The sequence below is a fragment of the Plastoroseomonas arctica genome, assembly GCF_018128965.1.
In the GTDB taxonomy this organism is placed as follows: domain Bacteria; phylum Pseudomonadota; class Alphaproteobacteria; order Acetobacterales; family Acetobacteraceae; genus Plastoroseomonas; species Plastoroseomonas arctica.
In genome coordinates this window covers 1-16,543 of the sequence record NZ_JAAEDH010000030.1, presented here as the reverse complement: position 1 = coordinate 16,543, position 16,543 = coordinate 1, and the positions used below count along the sequence as shown (strand labels likewise).

The 16,543-nt window shown below is 70.5% G+C and carries 17 protein-coding genes; 11 read left to right on the top strand and 6 right to left on the bottom strand.

The window, feature by feature from the left end:
- The first annotated feature begins 71 nt into the window (after positions 1–71).
- The 6 genes from dcd to GXW79_RS19685 all read left to right on the top strand — a co-directional run bounded on the left by dcd (position 72) and on the right by GXW79_RS19685 (position 5,045).
- The gene (gene dcd / locus GXW79_RS19710) at positions 72–626 is read left to right on the top strand and encodes a dCTP deaminase (RefSeq protein WP_211876162.1); all 555 of its coding nucleotides are present in this window, start codon (positions 72–74) and stop codon (positions 624–626) included.
- Between the two features lie 332 nt (positions 627–958).
- Positions 959–2,221 carry a UDP-N-acetylglucosamine 1-carboxyvinyltransferase gene (gene murA / locus GXW79_RS19705; RefSeq protein WP_211876161.1) on the top strand — a complete coding sequence of 421 codons (1,263 nt, stop codon included), beginning with the start codon at positions 959–961 and terminating at the stop codon, positions 2,219–2,221.
- A complete protein-coding gene (gene hisG, locus GXW79_RS19700) occupies positions 2,218–2,880 on the top strand; it encodes an ATP phosphoribosyltransferase (protein WP_211876160.1) in 663 nt (220 codons plus the stop codon). Before murA ends, hisG begins: the two co-directional genes overlap by 4 nt.
- The gene (gene hisD / locus GXW79_RS19695; protein WP_211876159.1) at positions 2,877–4,178 is read left to right on the top strand and encodes a histidinol dehydrogenase; all 1,302 of its coding nucleotides are present in this window, start codon (positions 2,877–2,879) and stop codon (positions 4,176–4,178) included. The genes hisG and hisD overlap by 4 nt, the downstream gene beginning before the upstream one ends.
- A 355-nt stretch (positions 4,179–4,533) precedes the next feature.
- Positions 4,534–4,818 carry a hypothetical protein gene (locus GXW79_RS19690; RefSeq protein ID WP_211876158.1) on the top strand — a complete coding sequence of 95 codons (285 nt, stop codon included), beginning with the start codon at positions 4,534–4,536 and terminating at the stop codon, positions 4,816–4,818.
- Positions 4,819–4,844: 26 nt separating this feature from the next.
- Entirely contained in the window at positions 4,845–5,045 is a 201-nt protein-coding gene (locus GXW79_RS19685) for a hypothetical protein (RefSeq protein WP_246504164.1), read from the top strand.
- On the opposite strand, the gene GXW79_RS19680 is transcribed toward GXW79_RS19685, so the two are convergent.
- On the bottom strand, positions 5,042–5,749 hold the full coding sequence (locus GXW79_RS19680) for a Crp/Fnr family transcriptional regulator (protein WP_246504160.1): 708 nt from the start codon (positions 5,747–5,749) through the stop codon (positions 5,042–5,044). The genes GXW79_RS19685 and GXW79_RS19680 overlap by 4 nt on opposite strands.
- A gap of 74 nt (positions 5,750–5,823) precedes the next feature.
- Here GXW79_RS19680 and GXW79_RS19675 point away from each other — a divergent pair, with 74 nt between their 5' ends.
- Positions 5,824–6,972, top strand: coding sequence for a sensor histidine kinase (locus GXW79_RS19675; protein ID WP_211876156.1), 1,149 nt, complete (start codon positions 5,824–5,826; stop codon positions 6,970–6,972).
- Here the strand turns inward: GXW79_RS19675 and chrA are convergent.
- Positions 6,889–8,199 carry a chromate efflux transporter gene (gene chrA / locus GXW79_RS19670; protein WP_367614980.1) on the bottom strand — a complete coding sequence of 437 codons (1,311 nt, stop codon included), beginning with the start codon at positions 8,197–8,199 and terminating at the stop codon, positions 6,889–6,891. The genes GXW79_RS19675 and chrA overlap by 84 nt on opposite strands.
- A 618-nt stretch (positions 8,200–8,817) precedes the next feature.
- Here chrA and GXW79_RS19665 point away from each other — a divergent pair.
- From GXW79_RS19665 to GXW79_RS19655, 3 genes are all read left to right on the top strand, one after another.
- Positions 8,818–9,618, top strand: coding sequence for a transglycosylase SLT domain-containing protein (locus GXW79_RS19665; RefSeq protein ID WP_246504159.1), 801 nt, complete (start codon positions 8,818–8,820; stop codon positions 9,616–9,618).
- A gap of 150 nt (positions 9,619–9,768) precedes the next feature.
- A complete protein-coding gene (locus tag GXW79_RS19660) occupies positions 9,769–10,731 on the top strand; it encodes a Bug family tripartite tricarboxylate transporter substrate binding protein (RefSeq protein ID WP_211876155.1) in 963 nt (320 codons plus the stop codon).
- A 57-nt stretch (positions 10,732–10,788) separates the two neighbouring features.
- On the top strand, positions 10,789–11,448 hold the full coding sequence (locus GXW79_RS19655) for a DsbA family oxidoreductase (protein ID WP_211876154.1): 660 nt from the start codon (positions 10,789–10,791) through the stop codon (positions 11,446–11,448).
- Between the two features lie 87 nt (positions 11,449–11,535).
- On the opposite strand, the gene ada is transcribed toward GXW79_RS19655, so the two are convergent.
- Positions 11,536–12,591 (bottom strand): bifunctional DNA-binding transcriptional regulator/O6-methylguanine-DNA methyltransferase Ada, encoded by a 1,056-nt coding sequence (gene ada, locus GXW79_RS19650; RefSeq protein ID WP_246504158.1) that lies wholly within the window; start codon positions 12,589–12,591, stop codon positions 11,536–11,538.
- Positions 12,592–12,749: 158 nt separating this feature from the next.
- Between ada and GXW79_RS19645 the strand changes: the two genes are divergently transcribed.
- Positions 12,750–14,357 (top strand): flavin-containing monooxygenase, encoded by a 1,608-nt coding sequence (locus GXW79_RS19645; protein ID WP_211876153.1) that lies wholly within the window; start codon positions 12,750–12,752, stop codon positions 14,355–14,357.
- A 106-nt stretch (positions 14,358–14,463) separates the two neighbouring features.
- Here the strand turns inward: GXW79_RS19645 and GXW79_RS19640 are convergent, their stop codons facing one another.
- The 3 genes from GXW79_RS19640 to GXW79_RS19630 all read right to left on the bottom strand — a co-directional run.
- A complete protein-coding gene (locus GXW79_RS19640; protein WP_211876152.1) occupies positions 14,464–14,730 on the bottom strand; it encodes a hypothetical protein in 267 nt (88 codons plus the stop codon).
- Between the two features lie 186 nt (positions 14,731–14,916).
- On the bottom strand, positions 14,917–16,203 hold the full coding sequence (locus GXW79_RS19635) for a heme biosynthesis HemY N-terminal domain-containing protein (RefSeq protein ID WP_211876151.1): 1,287 nt from the start codon (positions 16,201–16,203) through the stop codon (positions 14,917–14,919).
- Positions 16,204–16,208: 5 nt separating this feature from the next.
- On the bottom strand, positions 16,209–16,543 hold a 335-nt coding region (locus tag GXW79_RS19630), incomplete at its 5' end, for a hypothetical protein (protein WP_408901564.1).

The window sequence follows — 16,543 nt, the reverse complement described above, 5'->3', positions numbered from 1 at the left end:
ACCCCCGACTCGTCGCCACCCCTTCCCCCAAAACCGCCTCTCCGCTAAGCCCCGCGGCAGGAGGCGACCCCATGCCCATCATGCCCGACAGCTGGATCCGCCGCATGGCCGTGGATCACGGCATGATCACGCCCTTCGTCGAATCCCAGCGCCGCGAAGGCGTCATCAGCTACGGCCTCTCCTCCTACGGCTACGACAGCCGCGTCGCCGACGAATTCAAGATCTTCACCAATGTCGACAGCGCCATCGTGGACCCCAAGGCCTTCTCCGACGAAAGCTTCGTCTCCCGCCAAGGGCCCGTCTGCATCATCCCGCCCAACTCCTTCGTCCTCGCGCACACCGTCGAGGTCTTCCGCATCCCGCGCGACATCCTGGTCATCTGCCTCGGCAAATCCACCTACGCGCGCTGCGGGCTGATCGTGAACGTCACCCCCCTGGAACCCGAATGGGAAGGCCAGGTGACGATCGAAATCAGCAACACCACCCCCCTGCCCGCCAAGGTCTACGCGAACGAAGGCATCTGCCAGTTCCTGTTCCTCAAAGGCGATAGCGCGCCCGAAATCAGCTACGCCGACCGCGCGGGCAAATACATGGGCCAGCGCGGCGTCGCGCTGCCGAAGCTGTGAGGGAAGAAAGCACGGGGGCGCTGCCCCCGGACCCCCGCCGGGGTATGGAGCCATACCCCGGACCCCACCATCTGTTGGTCCTGGGTTTGGGGAGGGTGTTGAGCCTCGCCGGAGGCGAGCCGGGTTTGGGAGGGGGCGCGTGGAGTGCCTGTGCCGCCGGGAACTCCGACGATGCGCCCCCTCCCAAACCCGGCGCATATCAGCACGCACACACCTCCCAAACGCAGAACCAACAAAGGGAGGGGTCCGGGGATCGACACGATCCCCGGCGGAGGTTTGGGGGCAGCGCCTCCATGCTTTCTCCCTCACAAGTTTCGACAGGACACTGACGCATGGACCGTATTCGCATTCGCGGGGGGCGTCGTCTGGAGGGTCGGATTCCCGTCTCAGGCGCCAAGAACGCGACCTTGCCGTTGATGGCCTGTGCGTTGCTGACCGATGGGCCGTTGGTGCTGACGAATGCGCCGGACCTGGCGGATATCGAGACCATGGCGGGGTTGATCGCACAGCATGGGTTGAGCGTGGAGCATGACAAGCGCGCGCGGACTCTGACGCTGGCGGGCCGGGCGACGAATCTCGAAGCGCCGTATGATCTGGTGCGGCGGATGCGGGCGTCGGTGCTGGTGTTGGGGCCGTTGTTGGCGCGCTATGGGCGGGCGCGGGTGAGTTTGCCGGGTGGGTGCGCGATTGGCACCCGGCCGGTGGATCTGCACCTGAAGGGGCTGGAGGCGATGGGCGCGACCATCGTCGTGGAGGCCGGGTATATCGAGGCGACGGCGCCCGAGGGTGGCTTGCAGGGGGCGCGGATCATCTTCCCGCAGGTGTCGGTTGGCGCGACCGAGAATCTGTTGATGGCGGCGGCATTGGCGTCGGGTGAGACGGAGTTGGTGAATGCGGCGCGCGAGCCGGAGATCGGGGATTTGGCCCGTTGTCTCATGGCGATGGGCGCGGATATCGACGGGATCGGCTCCGACAAGCTGACCATCAAGGGCAGCGCACGGCTGTCGGGCGCGACGCACGGGATCATCCCGGACAGGATCGAGGCGGGGACCTTTGCGATTGCGGCGGCGATCACCGGCGGGTCGCTGCTGCTGGAGGGTGCGCGGCTCGACCATCTGGGCGCGGTGACGCGCACGCTGCGCGATGCGGGCGTGGATGTGCGGGAGGCGGCGGATGGCCTACAGGTCAGCCGCCTGAACGGCCTGCACGGGACGGATGTGGTGACCGAGCCCTTCCCCGGTTTCGCCACCGACATGCAGGCGCAGTTCATGGCGCTGATGTGCGTGGCCGAGGGCGCGGCGATGCTCACCGAGACCATCTTCGAGAACCGCTTCATGCACGTGCCGGAACTCAACCGCATGGGCGCGCGCATCAACGTGCACGGCTCTTCGGCGATCATCCGCGGCGTGGGTCGGCTGTCCGGCGCGCCGGTGATGGCGACCGATCTGCGCGCATCGGTGTCGCTGATCCTGGCCGGCCTCGCCGCGACGGGTGAGACCACCGTGAACCGCGTCTACCATCTCGACCGCGGCTATGAGCGCATCGAGGAGAAGCTCGCCGCCGTGGGTGCCGATATCGCGCGCGTGACGGGATGAGCGAGACCATCATCCTTGCCCTGCCAAAGGGCCGCATCCTGGCCGAGCTGGGTGGCTTGCTCGCGCGCGCCGGCATCGTCCCGGCCGCCGACTACACTGAAGAGGACAGCCGCCGCTTGCGCTTCCCGACCTCGGATCCGCTGCTGGATGTGGTGCGCGTGCGGCCCTTCGACGTGGCCACCTTCGTGGCGCACGGCGCGGCACAGATCGGCATCTGCGGCGCGGACGTGCTGATGGAGTTCGATGACGCCGAGATCTACGCCCCGCTCGACCTCGGCATCGGTCGCTGCCGCGTCTCGATCGCCGAGTCGGAGCACCGCGATGCCGCCGAGAACCCTGCGCAATGGTCGCGCGTGAGTGTCGCGACGAAGTACCCCAACATCGCGCGCCGCCATTTCGCCGCGCGCGGCGTGCAGGCGGAGATCGTGCACCTGAACGGCGCGATGGAGCTGGCCCCCTCGCTGGGTCTCGCACAACTCATCGTGGACCTCGTGCAGACCGGTTCCACCCTTAAGGCGAACGGGCTGGTGGAGACGGAGGTGATCGCACCCGTCACCTCGCGCCTCATCGTCAACCGCACCGCGCTCAAGACGCGGCCGGAGGCGATCGGCGCCTGGATCGAACGCTTCCGCATCGCCCTTGAGGCTCCTGCACCGTGATCCGGCTGGACACGCGCGACCCGGGCTTCGATGCCGCCTTCGAGGCGCTGCTCGACAACCCCCGCGGCAGCGCGGCGGCGGTCGATGCGGCCGTCGCAGCCATCATCGCGCGGGTGCGGGACGCCGGCGATCCGGCGCTGCTGGACTACACCGCGCAGTTCGACCGTTGGCGACCGGCCGATGCCGCCGCGCTGCGGGTGAGCGAGGCGGAGATCACGGCGGCGACCGCCTCGGTGCCGGCGGCGCTGCTGGACGCGCTCGACCTCGCGGCGTCACGCATCGCCGCCTTCCACCGTGCCCAGATGCCGCGCGATATCGAGATCACCGATGATGCGGGACTCACCCTTGGCATGCGATGGGGCGCCCTCGACGCGGTTGGGCTCTACGTTCCCGGCGGCAAGGCGAGCTACCCCTCCTCGGTCTTGATGAACGCCATCCCCGCGCGCATCGCGGGCGTGGCGCGCATCGCGATCTGCGTGCCCAGCCCCGACGGCGTGCTGAACCCGCTGGTGCTCGCCGCGGCGCAGCGCGCGGGTGTTACCGAGATTTGGCGCATCGGCGGCGCGCAGGCGGTCGCCGCCCTCGCCTATGGCACGGAGTCCATCGCGCCGGTGGACCGCATCACCGGTCCCGGCAACGCCTATGTGGCGGAGGCGAAGCGCCAGGTGTTCGGTCGCGTCGGCATCGATTCCATCGCCGGCCCCTCCGAGGTCGTCATCATCGCCGATGCCGCGAATGATCCCGCCCACGTCGCGATGGACCTTCTCGCCCAGGCCGAGCACGACGAGAGCGCGCAGTCCCTGCTGATCACCACCGACGCGGCACTGGCCGATGCCGTGGCCGGTGCCGTCGAACGCGCGCTCACCACGCTGCCCCGCGCCGCGATCGCCGGCGAAAGCTGGCGCCGCCACGGCGCCATCATCCTGGTGCGTGACCTCGTCGAAGCCGCGTCGCTCACCAACCGCCTCGCACCCGAGCACCTGCAACTGATGGTCGCCGAGCCCCGCGCGCTGATGGCCCAGATCCGCCACGCCGGCGCGGTGTTCCTCGGTCGCTTCTGCCCCGAGGCGGTGGGGGATTACGTCGCCGGCCCGAACCACGTGCTGCCCACCGGCCGCACCGCGCGCTTCGCCTCCGGCCTGTCCGTCCATGACTTCCTCAAGCGCACCACCTGGGTGTCGGCCGATGAACAAGCCCTGGCCGCGGTCGGGCCCGCCGCCGTGGCCCTGGCCCGCGCCGAAGGGCTCGACGCGCATGCGGAAAGCGTGGCGCTGCGACTGGCGCAAACGAAAACCTGAAGCCCGGGCGGAGCGGCCGACCGCGCAACTTCCATCGCCGCATGGCGTTTTCCCTCGACACACGACCAAGCGGAGGAAAACGATGCGAAATCAATGCATTCCCGCCCTTTTTGCCGGAATTCTCCTGGCTGGCGGCGCCCTGGCCCAGACCGCGCCGGGCAACACCAGCGGCCAACCTGTCCCGGGCCCATCGACGGCCCAGGCGCCGCCGCCGCCGTCCGGCACCACCCCGCCCGAGGTCGTCGCCGGGCAGACTCCGCCCGCGGGAACCTCGACCGGCCCGATCCCTGATCCCGTCCCGGGCGGCAGTGGCGCCAACGCCGGCCAGCCGCGGACGGGCAGCACAGCCCAGTCCGTGAATCCCACCCCGATGCCGCCGGGCAGTGTCGCGGGCAACGCGCCGGGCATGCAGCCGGGCGCCCAGCCCGGCGCCAATGCGCAAAGCGTCAACCCCAGCCCGATGCCGCCCGGCAGCGTGGCTGGAAATGCGCCCGGCATGGGTGGCACCTCCGCGCCAAGCTCGGGCAACGCGCCCGCCGCCGGCAACGCCGCGCCCGATGCGTCGGCGGTGATGCCGCGGTCCGGCACCTTCGTCTCTCCGCCCGGCGCCGCGCCGGCCACCGGGGCGCCGAACCGCTGATGCCCGCCGACATCGAGGAGCTTTCCATGCCGTTCGAACCGTCCGTCGTTACGATCCGGGCCTCTCACCACGGCCCGGAGATTCCGATCCCTGGCGGGCCGGACCGGCCGCCGCAGGAGCCGGAGGCACCGCCCCCGATCCGTGAGCCATCGATCCCGATCCCGGAAGAGGCGCCACCCGCACCGGGTCCGATGATCCCCAACCCGATCGTGCCCGAAGCGCTCTAGAGCAGCGGACGATTTGAGGGCACCGCCTCCCAATACGCGGCGACCCGCGACAATGTCGTGAGGTCGCCGATGGCGAGGCGGCCTTCTTCCAGCCGGATGAACCCACCCTTGCGCAGTCGCTGCAGGGTTCGGTTTGTGTGAACCAGCGACAGCCCCAGCGTGTCAGCCAAGTGCGACTGGGTCAGCGGCAATGGGGCTGTGCCACTCTGCACCAAGCCTGCGACGCTTGCCCGTTTGTAGAGGTAGACCAGCAGAGCCGCCACGCGCTCCAGCGCGGTGCGCCGGCCGGTGCTGACCAGCGCCTCATCGACAATTCGCTCCTCATTCGCGGACAACCAGGTGACGTCGAGCGCGAGTTCCGGATGGTCGCGATAGAGCGTCCATAGCGCGTCCTCGCCGAAGGCGCAGAGTTCCACTTCGGTCAGCGCCTCGACGCTGTGCGGCACCGGGGTGGCGATTTCCGCCTGCAAGCCAACCAGGTCGCCCGGCAACAGGATGTTCAGGATCTGACGGCGCCCATCGGGCAGTGTCTTGTATCGAAATGCCCATCCACGAAGCACGGTAAACAGGTGCGCCGCCCGTCCGCCCTCGTGTAGGATGGATGCGCCGGCCGAAACCATCGCCTGCCCGACCTTCATCGCGAAGATGGCGTCGAGCTTCTCCCCGGGCAGGGATTTGTAGCCGGTAACGGGCGTAGCGGGCATGCGCTACAGCGCAACGGTGGCAGCATCGATGACCCTTTTGCGAGACGACCGACTATGTCCCATGATAATGCGACGTGCTCGAGGGATTGTTACACTTCCTCCGCGACGGCGTATCGAGTGATAGAATGATTGATTGGACGAGGCCGAACCTTCGGCGCGAGACGCCGCGGGATTTCGCCGTCGGCTTTGTGTTCTTCGCGGCCGCCTTCGCGGTTCGCTATCTTGCCGATGAGGTGCTCAAGGGCCTCCCCTTCGTGACCTTCACGCTTGCCGTACTGTTCACCGCCTATTTCGGTGGTTGGCGGGTCGCGGTGTTCGTCGCGATCGCGTCGTTCCTGTCCGCCTGGTATTTTTTTCTCGAGCCGCGCGATAGCTGGACCCTGATGTGGCCGCAAGGGCCGCTCGCGCTTGGTTTTTTCACGATCGTTTGCGCCTCCCAGATCGTGCTCGTGGCAATGCTCGTCGAGTCGCTTCGTCGCCGCGACGCCAAGCGCATGGAGCTCGAGCGGCAGCGCGCGCTGCAGCAGACCCTGTTCCAGGAGCTGCAGCATCGCGTGGCCAACGGTATGCAGCTGATCAGCAGCATCCTCTCGCTCCAGGCGCGGCTGCTGACGCCGCAATCCGAGGCCAAGGTCGCGATCGATGCTGCGGCAAGCCGGCTCAGCACGCTCGCGCGCGTGCACCGGCGGCTGCACGACCCGAGCCTCGGCGGCCAGGGCATCGGCCCGGCGCTGAAGGATCTCGCGCAGGATGTGCTGGCCGCGGCCGGACGTTCGGACGTGGCGATCGAGGTCGAGGCGCCGAGTGTGGCGATCGCCCCCGCCGCCGGCACTTCGCTCGCAATGGTGGTCGCCGAGGCGACAACCAATTCGCTGAAGCACGCCTTCGTAGGCCGCGAGGGCGGCACGCTCGCGATCCGCCTGCGCAACGAGGGCGCGAAATGGGATCTGCGCGTGCGGGATGATGGTCCGGGCTTCGGCAACGCGGGGCAATCGCACGAGAAGAGCCTGGGCCTGATGATCATCCGCAGCATGGCGAACCGGCTGGGCGGCGAGGTGGAGTTTGCCAACGGGGCGGGAGGCGGGGCCGAGCTCTGCCTGCGCTTCCCCGACCCTTCGCAACGGCGCGACGAAGCACCCTCACAGCCAGTGGAGCAGCCCGCCCGCCGCAGCACTGACCGCGAGCGTGCGCCCCAGGCCGAGCCGCGTTCCGAACAGGCATAGCCCCGCGAGCAGCGCCAGCACCGCGGCCCGCCAGTCGAGGCTCGCGAGCACCGGCAGCTCCAGCCCGCCGAGGACCGTCACCCGCTCGGCGAACAGCACCTGCAGCCCGAACCAGGCCGCGAGGTTCGCGATCACGCCCACCACGGCGGCGGTCACCCCGGCGAGTGCCCCCTTGAGGCGCGGCATGTCGTGCAGCGTCTCGACCAGCGGCGCGCCGAGGAAGATCCAGGCGAAGCAGGGCACGAACGTCACCCACACCGCGATCAGGCTGCCCACGACGCCGGCCATGAGCCCGGCGGCCTGGTTGGCGCCGAGGAAGGCCACGAATTGCAGCACCAGGATCAGCGGGCCGGGCGTCGTCTCGGCGAGCCCCAAGCCGGCCAGCATGTCGGCTGCGGTGAGCCAGGCGTAGCGCTCGACCGCCTCCTGCGCGACATAGGCGAGCACGGCATAGGCGCCGCCGAAGGTCACCACCGCCATCTTCGAGAAGAACCAGGCGATGTCGCCGAACGGGTGCATGCCCCAGGTGGCGACGACCGGCACCGCCCAGAGCAGCAGGGCGAAGACCCCGGCCCGACGCGCGGCCGGTGCGGAGCGCGCGATCCGCCCCGGATCCGCGGCGATGGCCGCGTCCAGCAGCGCCGGCGGCCCATCGGCGGCACGGCCATGGCCGGAGGCGGCGAAGGCCTCCGGCCAGGCATAGCCGAGGGCGAGTGCGGCCAGCACCACCGCCGGGAAGGGAGCGTTGAACGCGAACAGCGCGACGAAGGCGGCACAGGCGACGAGCCAGGGGACCCGCCCCTTCAACGCACGCCGCGCCACGCGCAGCAGCGCCTCGACCACGACGACCAGCACCGCGCATTTCAGGCCGAAGAACAGCGCCGCGACCAGCGGCACGCTGCCCAGCGTGGCGTAGAGGACCGACAGCGCCAGCATCACCGCGGCACCCGGGAGGATGAACATGAGCCCCGCGACGAGGCCACCGCGCACACCGTGCATCAGCCAGCCGAGATAGGTCGCGAGCTGCTGCGCCTCCGGCCCCGGCAGCAGCATGCAGAAGTTGAGCGCGTGCAGGAACCGCGCGTCGGAGACCCAGCGATGATTGTCCACCACTTCGCGATGCATCAGCGCGATCTGCGCGGCGGGGCCGCCGAAGGACAGGCAGCCGATGCGCGCCCAGACGCGGATCGCCTGCGACAGCCGCGGCATGGGGACGGCAGCGTGCACGGCGCGATCGGCACCCGCGGCAATGGCATTCGGTGCGGCGATGATCGTCCACTCCCCTCGAGGGTGCTGGAGGCGATGCCTGGGCCGCGGCGTCGCGGGGGCGATCGCGGCAGGCCCCGCGGGCCGCAAGCTGGCGTCCGGCCCGGTGCCGGTCAAGCGCGGGTTTTTCCGGTACAGCGCCGCAACGGAGACGAAATTGGGACGCGGCCCTGGGTTGCCGGCGCCCGGACGATATTAGTGAAAAAATCCGCAGTATGACTGTCAGAACAGCCCGCGGCCCGGCCCACTATAAGTATCGAATACTGCTTTTTACTTTGCCTCAATGCTGCCCAAATCCCTAATTCCCAGTCCTCTTGTCGGGGTTTGGCGAGTTAGTGTTTGACAGCGTCCGGCGACATGTTAGTGGGCAAGTCCATGACGAGCGCAAACGGTCTGTTCCCGCCCCCCCGGCGGTCGCACGTGGCGAAGTCCCAGCGCGCTTTGCGGCGGGGCAGCCAGCATCTCGGATCCCATGGCCTCGGGTCGAGGCCTTCGACTGCGGCAACCCCCGGCCGCCACCATCCGAGCCGGGTTCGTCTCGCACAGCGTTTCGCCAACCGCCTCCGGGCCTTCACCGCCATGCTCGGCGCCGGCGCCCTCGCCTGCCTGATCGGCGCGATGCCGGCCGAGGCGCAGACCAGCACGGCGCGCCGCCACGCGAGCCGCCCGCCGGTCGCCCGGCCCATCGCCTTTTCGCGTCCGCTCGACATCGTGGTCGACCCGCTGGCCGCCGGACCGCGTCTGACCCTGCCGCAGGGCGCGCGGCTGCCGCAAAGCACGCCGTTGCCCACGAGCCTCCCGCCCTGGGTCGCGACGCCGAGCATCCCCTCGATCACCGATGCGGGCCTTGCGGCCCGTGGCTCGCCGCGCGCCGCCTGCCTCACGGCGCTGCGTTCCGCCGAGCGCCGGCACAACCTGCCGCCGGGCCTGCTCGTCGCCATCGCGCTGAACGAGTCCGGCCTGCACGCGCATGCGCTGAGCATCCGCGGCCGCGCCTATTTCCCCGATACCCGCGCCGAGGCGGACCGCCTGCTGCTCGCGAGCGGCGGCGGCTCGGTCATGGCGGGATGCCTGCAAATCAATGCCGGCGTGCATGCCCGTGGCCAGACCTGGCCGCTCGATCCGCGCGCAGCGGCCGACTGGGCCGCGAATTTCCTGACCACCAACCACCAGCGCACCGGCGACTGGGCGGAGGTTCTGCGGCGCTGGCACGGCGCCTCGGCGCGCAATGCCGGCACCTATCTCTGTCGCGTGCGCGGGAAGCTTGAGGTGGTGCAGCCCGACAGCCCGATCTTTGCTGAGCAACGCTGCGCCCCGGCCAACATGGCGCGGCTGCGCCAGAACGGCGCCGCCCACCTGGAGATCGCCGAGGCACGCTGACCTCCGCGGACGCTCCTCACGCCAAGGATCCTGTGGCGATGCGACGCCGTCGGGGAAAGGTTTTCCCGTCGGCGGAATTGGGTTGATCCGGGCGAAATCCCGTGCGGTTCTCAGCCGCGCCGGCGCAGCGTGCGCCCTGGAGAGACGCCGATGATCAGCCGCCGCGCCCTGCCTGCCCTCCTCGCCATCGCCGGTGCGGGCAGCGCGCGGGCGCAGGGGTTTCCCGATCGGCCGGTGCGCGTGGTGGTGCCGTTTCCGCCCGGCGGGATCACCGACATCATGGCGCGGCTCCTCGCCGAGCGCCTCGGCGCCGAATGGCAGAAACCGGTGATCGTGGAGAACCGGGCCGGCGGCAACGCGCTGATCGGCGCCGACGCCGTGGCCAAGGCAGCGCCGGACGGCCACACCCTGCTCGCGATGACCATGGCGCACACCGTCAACGTCGCGCTTTTCCCCAACGCGCCGTATGATTTTCAGCGCGACCTCGCGGCAATCTCGGTGCTCGGCTCGCTGCCGCTGGTGGTCACGGTCGCCGAGAACCACCCGGCGCGCGACCTCGCGGGGCTTGCGGCGATGACGCGCGAACGCTCGGTCAGCTGCGCCTCCTCCGGCGCCGGCTCGCCGCCCAACCTCGGGCTCGAGCTGTTTCGGCGCGAGGCGCGGTCGGGGGCAAACCTGCTGCATGTGCCCTATCGCGGGGGGGCGCCGGCGGTGACGGACCTGCTCGCCGGCCATGTCGAGATGATCGTCGCGAACCTGCCCGAGGTGATTGCCCAGCTGCGCGGCGGAAGGCTTCGCGCGCTCGCGGTGACCGCGCCGGCGCGCCATGCGCTGCTGCCGGGCGTGCCGACCACCGCGGAGGCCGGGATGCCCGGGCTGCTGATCGGCAACTGGACCGGGCTGATGGTGCAGGCCGGCACGCCCGAGCCGGTGCAGGCCGCGATCGAGGCCGCCGTCCTCCTCGCCATCGCCGACCCCGGGCTGCGCCAGCGCGCCGCGGAAGGCGGCTTCGACATGCTCGGCTGGGACCGTGCCCGCAGCGTGCGCTACATGCGCGAGGAGGTGGCGCGCTGGGGCGCGGTGGTGGCCGAGGCCGGCCTGCGACCGGACTGACCGGCGGCCGACGGCAAGACCCTGCCAATCGGCGGGGCGACGCGCTACATAGAGGGGGTGAACCAGCTCTCCCCACCCCGCGCGCGCATCGCGATCGAGATCGTTTTCGACCTCGTCTGCCCCTGGTGCTTCCTCGGCACGCGGCGCCTGCTGCGCATGCTGCGCGCCCGGCCGGAGGTGCTGGCCGAGCTGCAATGGCGACCCTTCCTGCTCAATCCGGACATCGCGCCCGAGGGTGTCTCGCGGCAGGACTACCTGGTGCGGAAATTCGGCGGCGAGGATCGCGCGCGGCGGCTGCACGCGGCGATCGCCGAGGTCGGCCGCGCCGAGGGCATCCATTTCCGCTTCGACCGCATCCGCCGCATCCCCTGCTCGCTCGACGCGCACCGGCTGGTGCGCTTCGCCCAGCAGCATGGGCTGGCCGAGCCGCTGGTGGACCTGCTGTTCGAGGCCTACTTCCTCGAAGGTGCGGATATCGGGTCGATCGACGTGCTGAGCGAACTGGCCGGCGCGGCGGGGCTGGATCCGCGTGGCGCACGGATGTTCCTGCTCAGCCGCGCCGAGGCCGAGGCGGTGCATGCGGACAACCTCCGCGCGCATCGGCTGGGGATCAACGGGGTGCCGTGCTTCGTCATCGATGGCCGCCACGCGATCGCGGGCGCGCAGGAGCCGGAGGTGCTGGAGCGGCTGCTGGATGTGGCGATTTTGTCGGCATAAGTGCGGGCCCTAGGTGCCGGGGATACGCTTCCGCGCTTTGTTCACCCTACAAGCTTCGCCCGTTCGGGCTCGCGGGCCGGCTGTCCTCTATGCCCGGCGCGACTTTTCCCCCGCCAGGATCGCCCGCTTCCGCTCCACGCCCCAGCGATACCCAGTGAGATCGCCCCCCTTCCCCAGCACCCTATGGCAAGGCACCGCCAGGGAGACCGGGTTGGACGCGATCGCCCGCGCCACGGCGCGCACCGCATCGGGCCGACCGAGGCTCGCCGCGAAGGCTGCGTAGTGCGTGGTCTCGCCGAACGGGATGCGCTGCAGCCCTTCCCACACCTGGCGCTGGAAGGCCGTGCCGCGCAGGTCCAGCGGCAGCGCCAGTGCCGCGCGTGGCTCGGCACAGAAATCCACCACCTGCTGGACCATTGCGCGCAGCGTGTCGTCAGCCTCGATCACCTCGGCGCGGGAGAAGCGCGCCGCGAGGTCGCCGCGCAATGCCGCCTCATCCTCGCCGAAGCCGATGAAGCAGATGCCGCGCTCCGTCGCACCCACCAGCAGCGGGCCGAGCGCACTGTCCGCCAGGGCTGCGCGGATCACCTCCCCCGCACCGCCGCGCCGCGCCGCACCCGGCGTCATCCCCAGCACGCGGGAGGGCTGTCCGTAGACCCGACTCTCGCTGCCATAGCCGGCATCAAGCACCGCATCGACGACGCGCGACCCGTTTGCCAGCGCGCTGCTCAGCCGTCGGGCGCGCACATTCTCGGCATAGCTGCGCGGGGTCACGCCGGTGATGTCGCGGAACATCCGCAGGAAATGGTGCCGGGCATAGCCGGCGTGGTCGGCAAGGCGGGCGAGGCTCGGCATGGTGTCCTCCTGTTCGATGAGTTGGCAGGCGGCCGCCACCGCGGCGGCGTGCAGCGCGGCGCGCTCGCCCTTCGGGTCGCAGCGCTTGCAGGCGCGGAAACCTGCGGCCTCGGCACTCGCCACATCGGCGAAGAAGCGGGTGTTGCCCCGCAGCGGCGGGCGCGAGGGGCACCCCGTTCGGCAGAACACGCCCTGCGTCGTCACGGCGTAAAGCGTGTCGGAGGGGGCGCGGTCCAGCACCGCCTGCCAGTGGCGGGCGTCGGGGTCGGCGAAGTCGGGTGTGTTCATGTCCATGCGCCCTTCTCCCATGGCCGCGGCGCTGCGAACCATCCGCCGCTTGCGCTGGCATGTCGCGCCGCGCGGGTTCCCATTCCAGGCCGTCGGGCCCATGTTGCCACGAATGGCGAGGCGGCCCCACCCGCGCGGGTCCGCACAGGAGGATCGACATGCCAAAGACGCTTGACGCGCTGATCATCGGGGCCGGGTTCTCCGGCCTGTACCAGCTCCACGCGCTGCGCGACCGGCTGGGCCTCAAGGTCGAGGTCCTGGAGGCGGCCGAGGGGGTGGGGGGCACCTGGTACTGGAACCGCTACCCCGGCGCGCGCTGCGATTCCGAAAGCCATTCCTACTGCTACGCCTTCTCCGCCGAGCTGATCCGCGAATGGGAGTTTTCCGAGCGCTATCCGGAGCAGCCCGAGATCATGCGCTACCTGAACCATGTGGCGGACCGCTTCGACCTCAAGCGCGACATCCGCTTCAACACCCGCGTCACCGGCGCGCGCTACGATGCCGAGGAAAACCTGTGGCATGTGACGACGGAGGCCGGCGAGACGGTCTCGGCCACCTGGCTGATCACCGCGGTGGGCTGCCTGTCGACGACCAATACGCCCGACATGCCCGGGCTCGCCTCCTTCAAGGGCCGAACGGTCCATACCGGCGAATGGCCGCATGAGGGCCTGGAATTCCTGCGCGGCCAGCGCGTGGGCCAGATCGGCACAGGCTCCACCGGCATCCAGGCTGCCCCGGTGATCGCGGAGCACGCCGCGCACCTCACCGTCTTCCAGCGCACGCCGAACTACTCCGTGCCCGCCCGCAACGCCCCGCTGAGCGAGGAATTCCGCCGCCACGTGCGCGAGAATTTCGACGAGATCCGCGAGGTCATGCACTCCAACACCAACGGCCACGCCTTCCGCATCACCGAACGTTCGGTCTTCGACGTGAGCGAGGCGGAGCGCGAGGCGATCTACGAGGCGGCGTGGGAGAAAGGCGGGCTGCAGTTCCGCGCAAATTTCTCCGACATCCTGACCGACCTGAAGGCCAACCAGACGGCGGCCGAGTTCGTTAAGCGCAAGATCCGCGAAATCGTGAAGGACCCCGCGACGGCCGCGCTGCTGTCCGATATCGACCACCCCTATGCGGCCAAGCGGCCGCCGATCGACAGCTTCTATTTCGAGACCTTCAACCGCCCCAATGTCAGCCTGGTCGATGTGCGGTCGAACCCAATCGAGAGCATCACCCCCGACGGGCTGAGGCTGCGAGACGGCACCGAGCACAAGCTCGACATCATCGTCTTTGCCACGGGGTTCGATGCGATGACCGGCCCGCTGCTGCGCCTGAACATCGAGGGCCGCGATGGCATTGCGCTGCGCGATGCCTGGGCCGCTGGGCCGCGCAGCTATCTGGGCCTGCAGGTGGCGGGCTTCCCGAACCTGTTCACGGTGACCGGGCCGGGAAGCCCCTCTGTGCTGTGCAACATGCCCGTCGCCATCGAGCAGCATGTGGAGTGGATTACCGACTGCATCGCGCATCTGCGCGCCAACGGCATCGCGCGCATCGAGCCGGCGCCGGAGGCGGTGGAGGACTGGGTGGGGCAGGTGAATGCCGCCGCCGACGAGACGCTGCTGCCGCAGGCGTCGAGCTCCTGGTACCTGGGCGCGAACGTGCCCGGAAAGCCGCGCGTCTTCATGCCCTATGCCGGTGGGATGGCGCGGTACCGAGGCATCTGCGAGGACGTCGCCGCGCGCGGCTATGCGGGATTTGCGCTGAGCCCGTAGCGGGTTCTGGACTGCCCCGAACGCTGAGGCTCCGCCGGCCGCGGGTGCGGATCAGGTGGCAGCCGCCGGCCGGGCGCAGCATCATGGAACAACGAAGGGCACAGCCTCACGCCACGCGGCGGATCGCACCTTCCTCGGTCTCCAGCCGCCGCACGCCCACCACCTGCCCAAGGTTGCCCTCGACGCGGTGCACGTCGTCGGCCGCCATCACGCAGGCGATCTCGACACGAAGCGCGCTGCCTTCGCGCCGTGCGGTGACCAGGTCCGGCGTCAGGTCGCGCTTGGCGAAGGCCATCAGCAATCGCGTCAGCAGACCAGGCTCGGCATCGGCCAGCACGCGGAAGCGCGCGGTGAGGAGTACGGTATCGGGCATCGGGGAAACCTTCGGGAAGAGCATCGGGGCGCAGGCGAACCGGCCGCATCGCGCCCCGCAGGGCGCCAGTCAGGCGACGGGGGTTTTAATTCGCGTGCGGGTTCCGAAGGTGCGCATGAGCAAACGCTAGACCGGCTTCGCGCGGCCGGTCCAGCGCCATTTCGATCCGGGATGCAGCCATGCGCCTCAGGCGGCGCTGCGCGGCGCGGACCGATCGGTGATACGCGCCGGCGCCGCACCCCAGATGATCGTGCCCGCGGCCGAGCAATGCGAGCAATCGGGCGTCCAGGCCGCGTGCTCGGTGCCGCAATCGGTGCAGCGCCAGCGTGGTTCGGGCGGCGCGTTCGCCGCGTCGCGCAGCCAGCGCGCCTGGCCGGCGCGCGCCTCGGGGCTGTCGCCATGCTCGGCTTCCTCGAGCTCGGCCAGCATCAGGTAGGCACGGCGATCGGCCCCACGCGCGGCGGCCGCCTCCAGCTCGCTCCGGGCCCGACCGGTCAGCCCGGCGTCCAGCGCGACGCGCGCCATCAGCAAGCGGCTCTCGGGGTGCTCACGGGTCGTGTGGATGAGGTCCTCCACCGCCTTCACGCGGGCGAGCTTGTCCTCGATCGGCGCGATCCATGCGGCACCAAGGTCCGGATGCGGCGCGCGCGCCCAGCTATCGGCGATTGTGGAGCGCGCCCGGCGCGGACTGCCCTGGCTGGCGAGACGCGACGAATAGGCGAGTGCGGCCGGCGCGAAGCCGGGGTCCGCGTTGAAGGCCTGGCGTTCGAGTGCCGCGGCCTTCTCCGCATCGGGTTCCTGCGCCGCCGCGGCGAGCGCCAGCGGGCCCAGCGGCGCGCCCTTGGGTGCCAGCGCCAACGCCTCGCGCCAATCGCGCGTACGGGCGGCAAGCAGCTGGCGTTCCTCGCGCAGCCAGGCCGCGCCCGGCTGCGCGATCTCAGCCTCGCGCGCGAGGCGCTGCGCCTCCGGCCAGTCCTCGCGCTGCATCGCTTGGCGGAGCAGCCCGCGCAAACCCAGGAAACGCGCATCGTCGCGCTTGGCGAGCAGGGTGAAGGCTTCGGCCGCCGCATCCTCGCGCCCGGCCAGGCGCTCCGCCTCGGCGGTCAGCAGAAGGGTCTGCGGCGTGTCGCCAAGCAGGCTGCGCGCGCGCTTGACCTCCGCCCGCGCCCCGCTCGCGGCCCCGGTCGCGAGCGCGATCAGCGCCCGCGTCACCGCGGCATCGCCATCGGCGCGTCGGCGCAGCGCGATGCGCGCACCCACCCGCCCTGGCATGCGCCGGAACCAGCCGATAAGCGACAGGATGGAGTGCAGGATGATGAAGGCCGAGACGAGGGCCAGCATCGCAATCGGGAAGGACACCCCGATCCAGGTGTCGCCGAAGCGGATCTCGACCGAACCGCCGACCTCCGCGAGCCAGAGCGCGAGCGCGATCGCGCCGCCGACGAGGATCAGCAAGCCCAGGACATGGCGCATGGCGCTCAGCCCGCCACGAGGTCGCGGAGGGCGGCGCGCGCCGCCAGCAGCGCCTCGGCCTGGTCGAGCCAGGCGGCGAGACCGCTGCGCGCCGGTGCGGGCAGGCGCTGCAGCCGCGCGGTGGCGCCGGCGAGGTCGCCGGCTTCGAGCAGGCGTCGGGAAGCCTCGATCTCGGCCGGCACCGTGTCGCCCCACACCACCTGGTCGCCGCGGCGGACGGTGACGAGCCCGGTGACGCGTGCGAGCGCCGATTCCATGATGCCCTGGCCTTCGCGGGCGGGCTCGCTCGCGGCGCGGCCGGCACGCGCGGCGTCCTCGAAGCCGAGGCGCAGCGCGGCCT

What these genes read in the sequence shown, in the direction of transcription:
- dcd (WP_211876162.1), top strand. Translation starts at nt 72, where the DNA reads ATGCCCATCATGCCCGACAGCTGGATCCGCCGCATGGCCGTGGATCAC.
- murA (WP_211876161.1), top strand. Translation starts at nt 959, where the DNA reads ATGGACCGTATTCGCATTCGCGGGGGGCGTCGTCTGGAGGGTCGGATT.
- hisG (WP_211876160.1), top strand. Translation starts at nt 2,218, where the DNA reads ATGAGCGAGACCATCATCCTTGCCCTGCCAAAGGGCCGCATCCTGGCC.
- GXW79_RS19685 (WP_246504164.1), top strand. Translation starts at nt 4,845, where the DNA reads ATGCCGTTCGAACCGTCCGTCGTTACGATCCGGGCCTCTCACCACGGC.
- GXW79_RS19680 (WP_246504160.1), bottom strand. Translation starts at nt 5,749, where the DNA reads ATGCCCGCTACGCCCGTTACCGGCTACAAATCCCTGCCCGGGGAGAAG.
- GXW79_RS19665 (WP_246504159.1), top strand. Translation starts at nt 8,818, where the DNA reads ATGCTCGGCGCCGGCGCCCTCGCCTGCCTGATCGGCGCGATGCCGGCC.
- GXW79_RS19660 (WP_211876155.1), top strand. Translation starts at nt 9,769, where the DNA reads ATGATCAGCCGCCGCGCCCTGCCTGCCCTCCTCGCCATCGCCGGTGCG.
- ada (WP_246504158.1), bottom strand. Translation starts at nt 12,591, where the DNA reads ATGAACACACCCGACTTCGCCGACCCCGACGCCCGCCACTGGCAGGCG.
- GXW79_RS19645 (WP_211876153.1), top strand. Translation starts at nt 12,750, where the DNA reads ATGCCAAAGACGCTTGACGCGCTGATCATCGGGGCCGGGTTCTCCGGC.
- GXW79_RS19640 (WP_211876152.1), bottom strand. Translation starts at nt 14,730, where the DNA reads ATGCCCGATACCGTACTCCTCACCGCGCGCTTCCGCGTGCTGGCCGAT.
- GXW79_RS19635 (WP_211876151.1), bottom strand. Translation starts at nt 16,203, where the DNA reads ATGCGCCATGTCCTGGGCTTGCTGATCCTCGTCGGCGGCGCGATCGCG.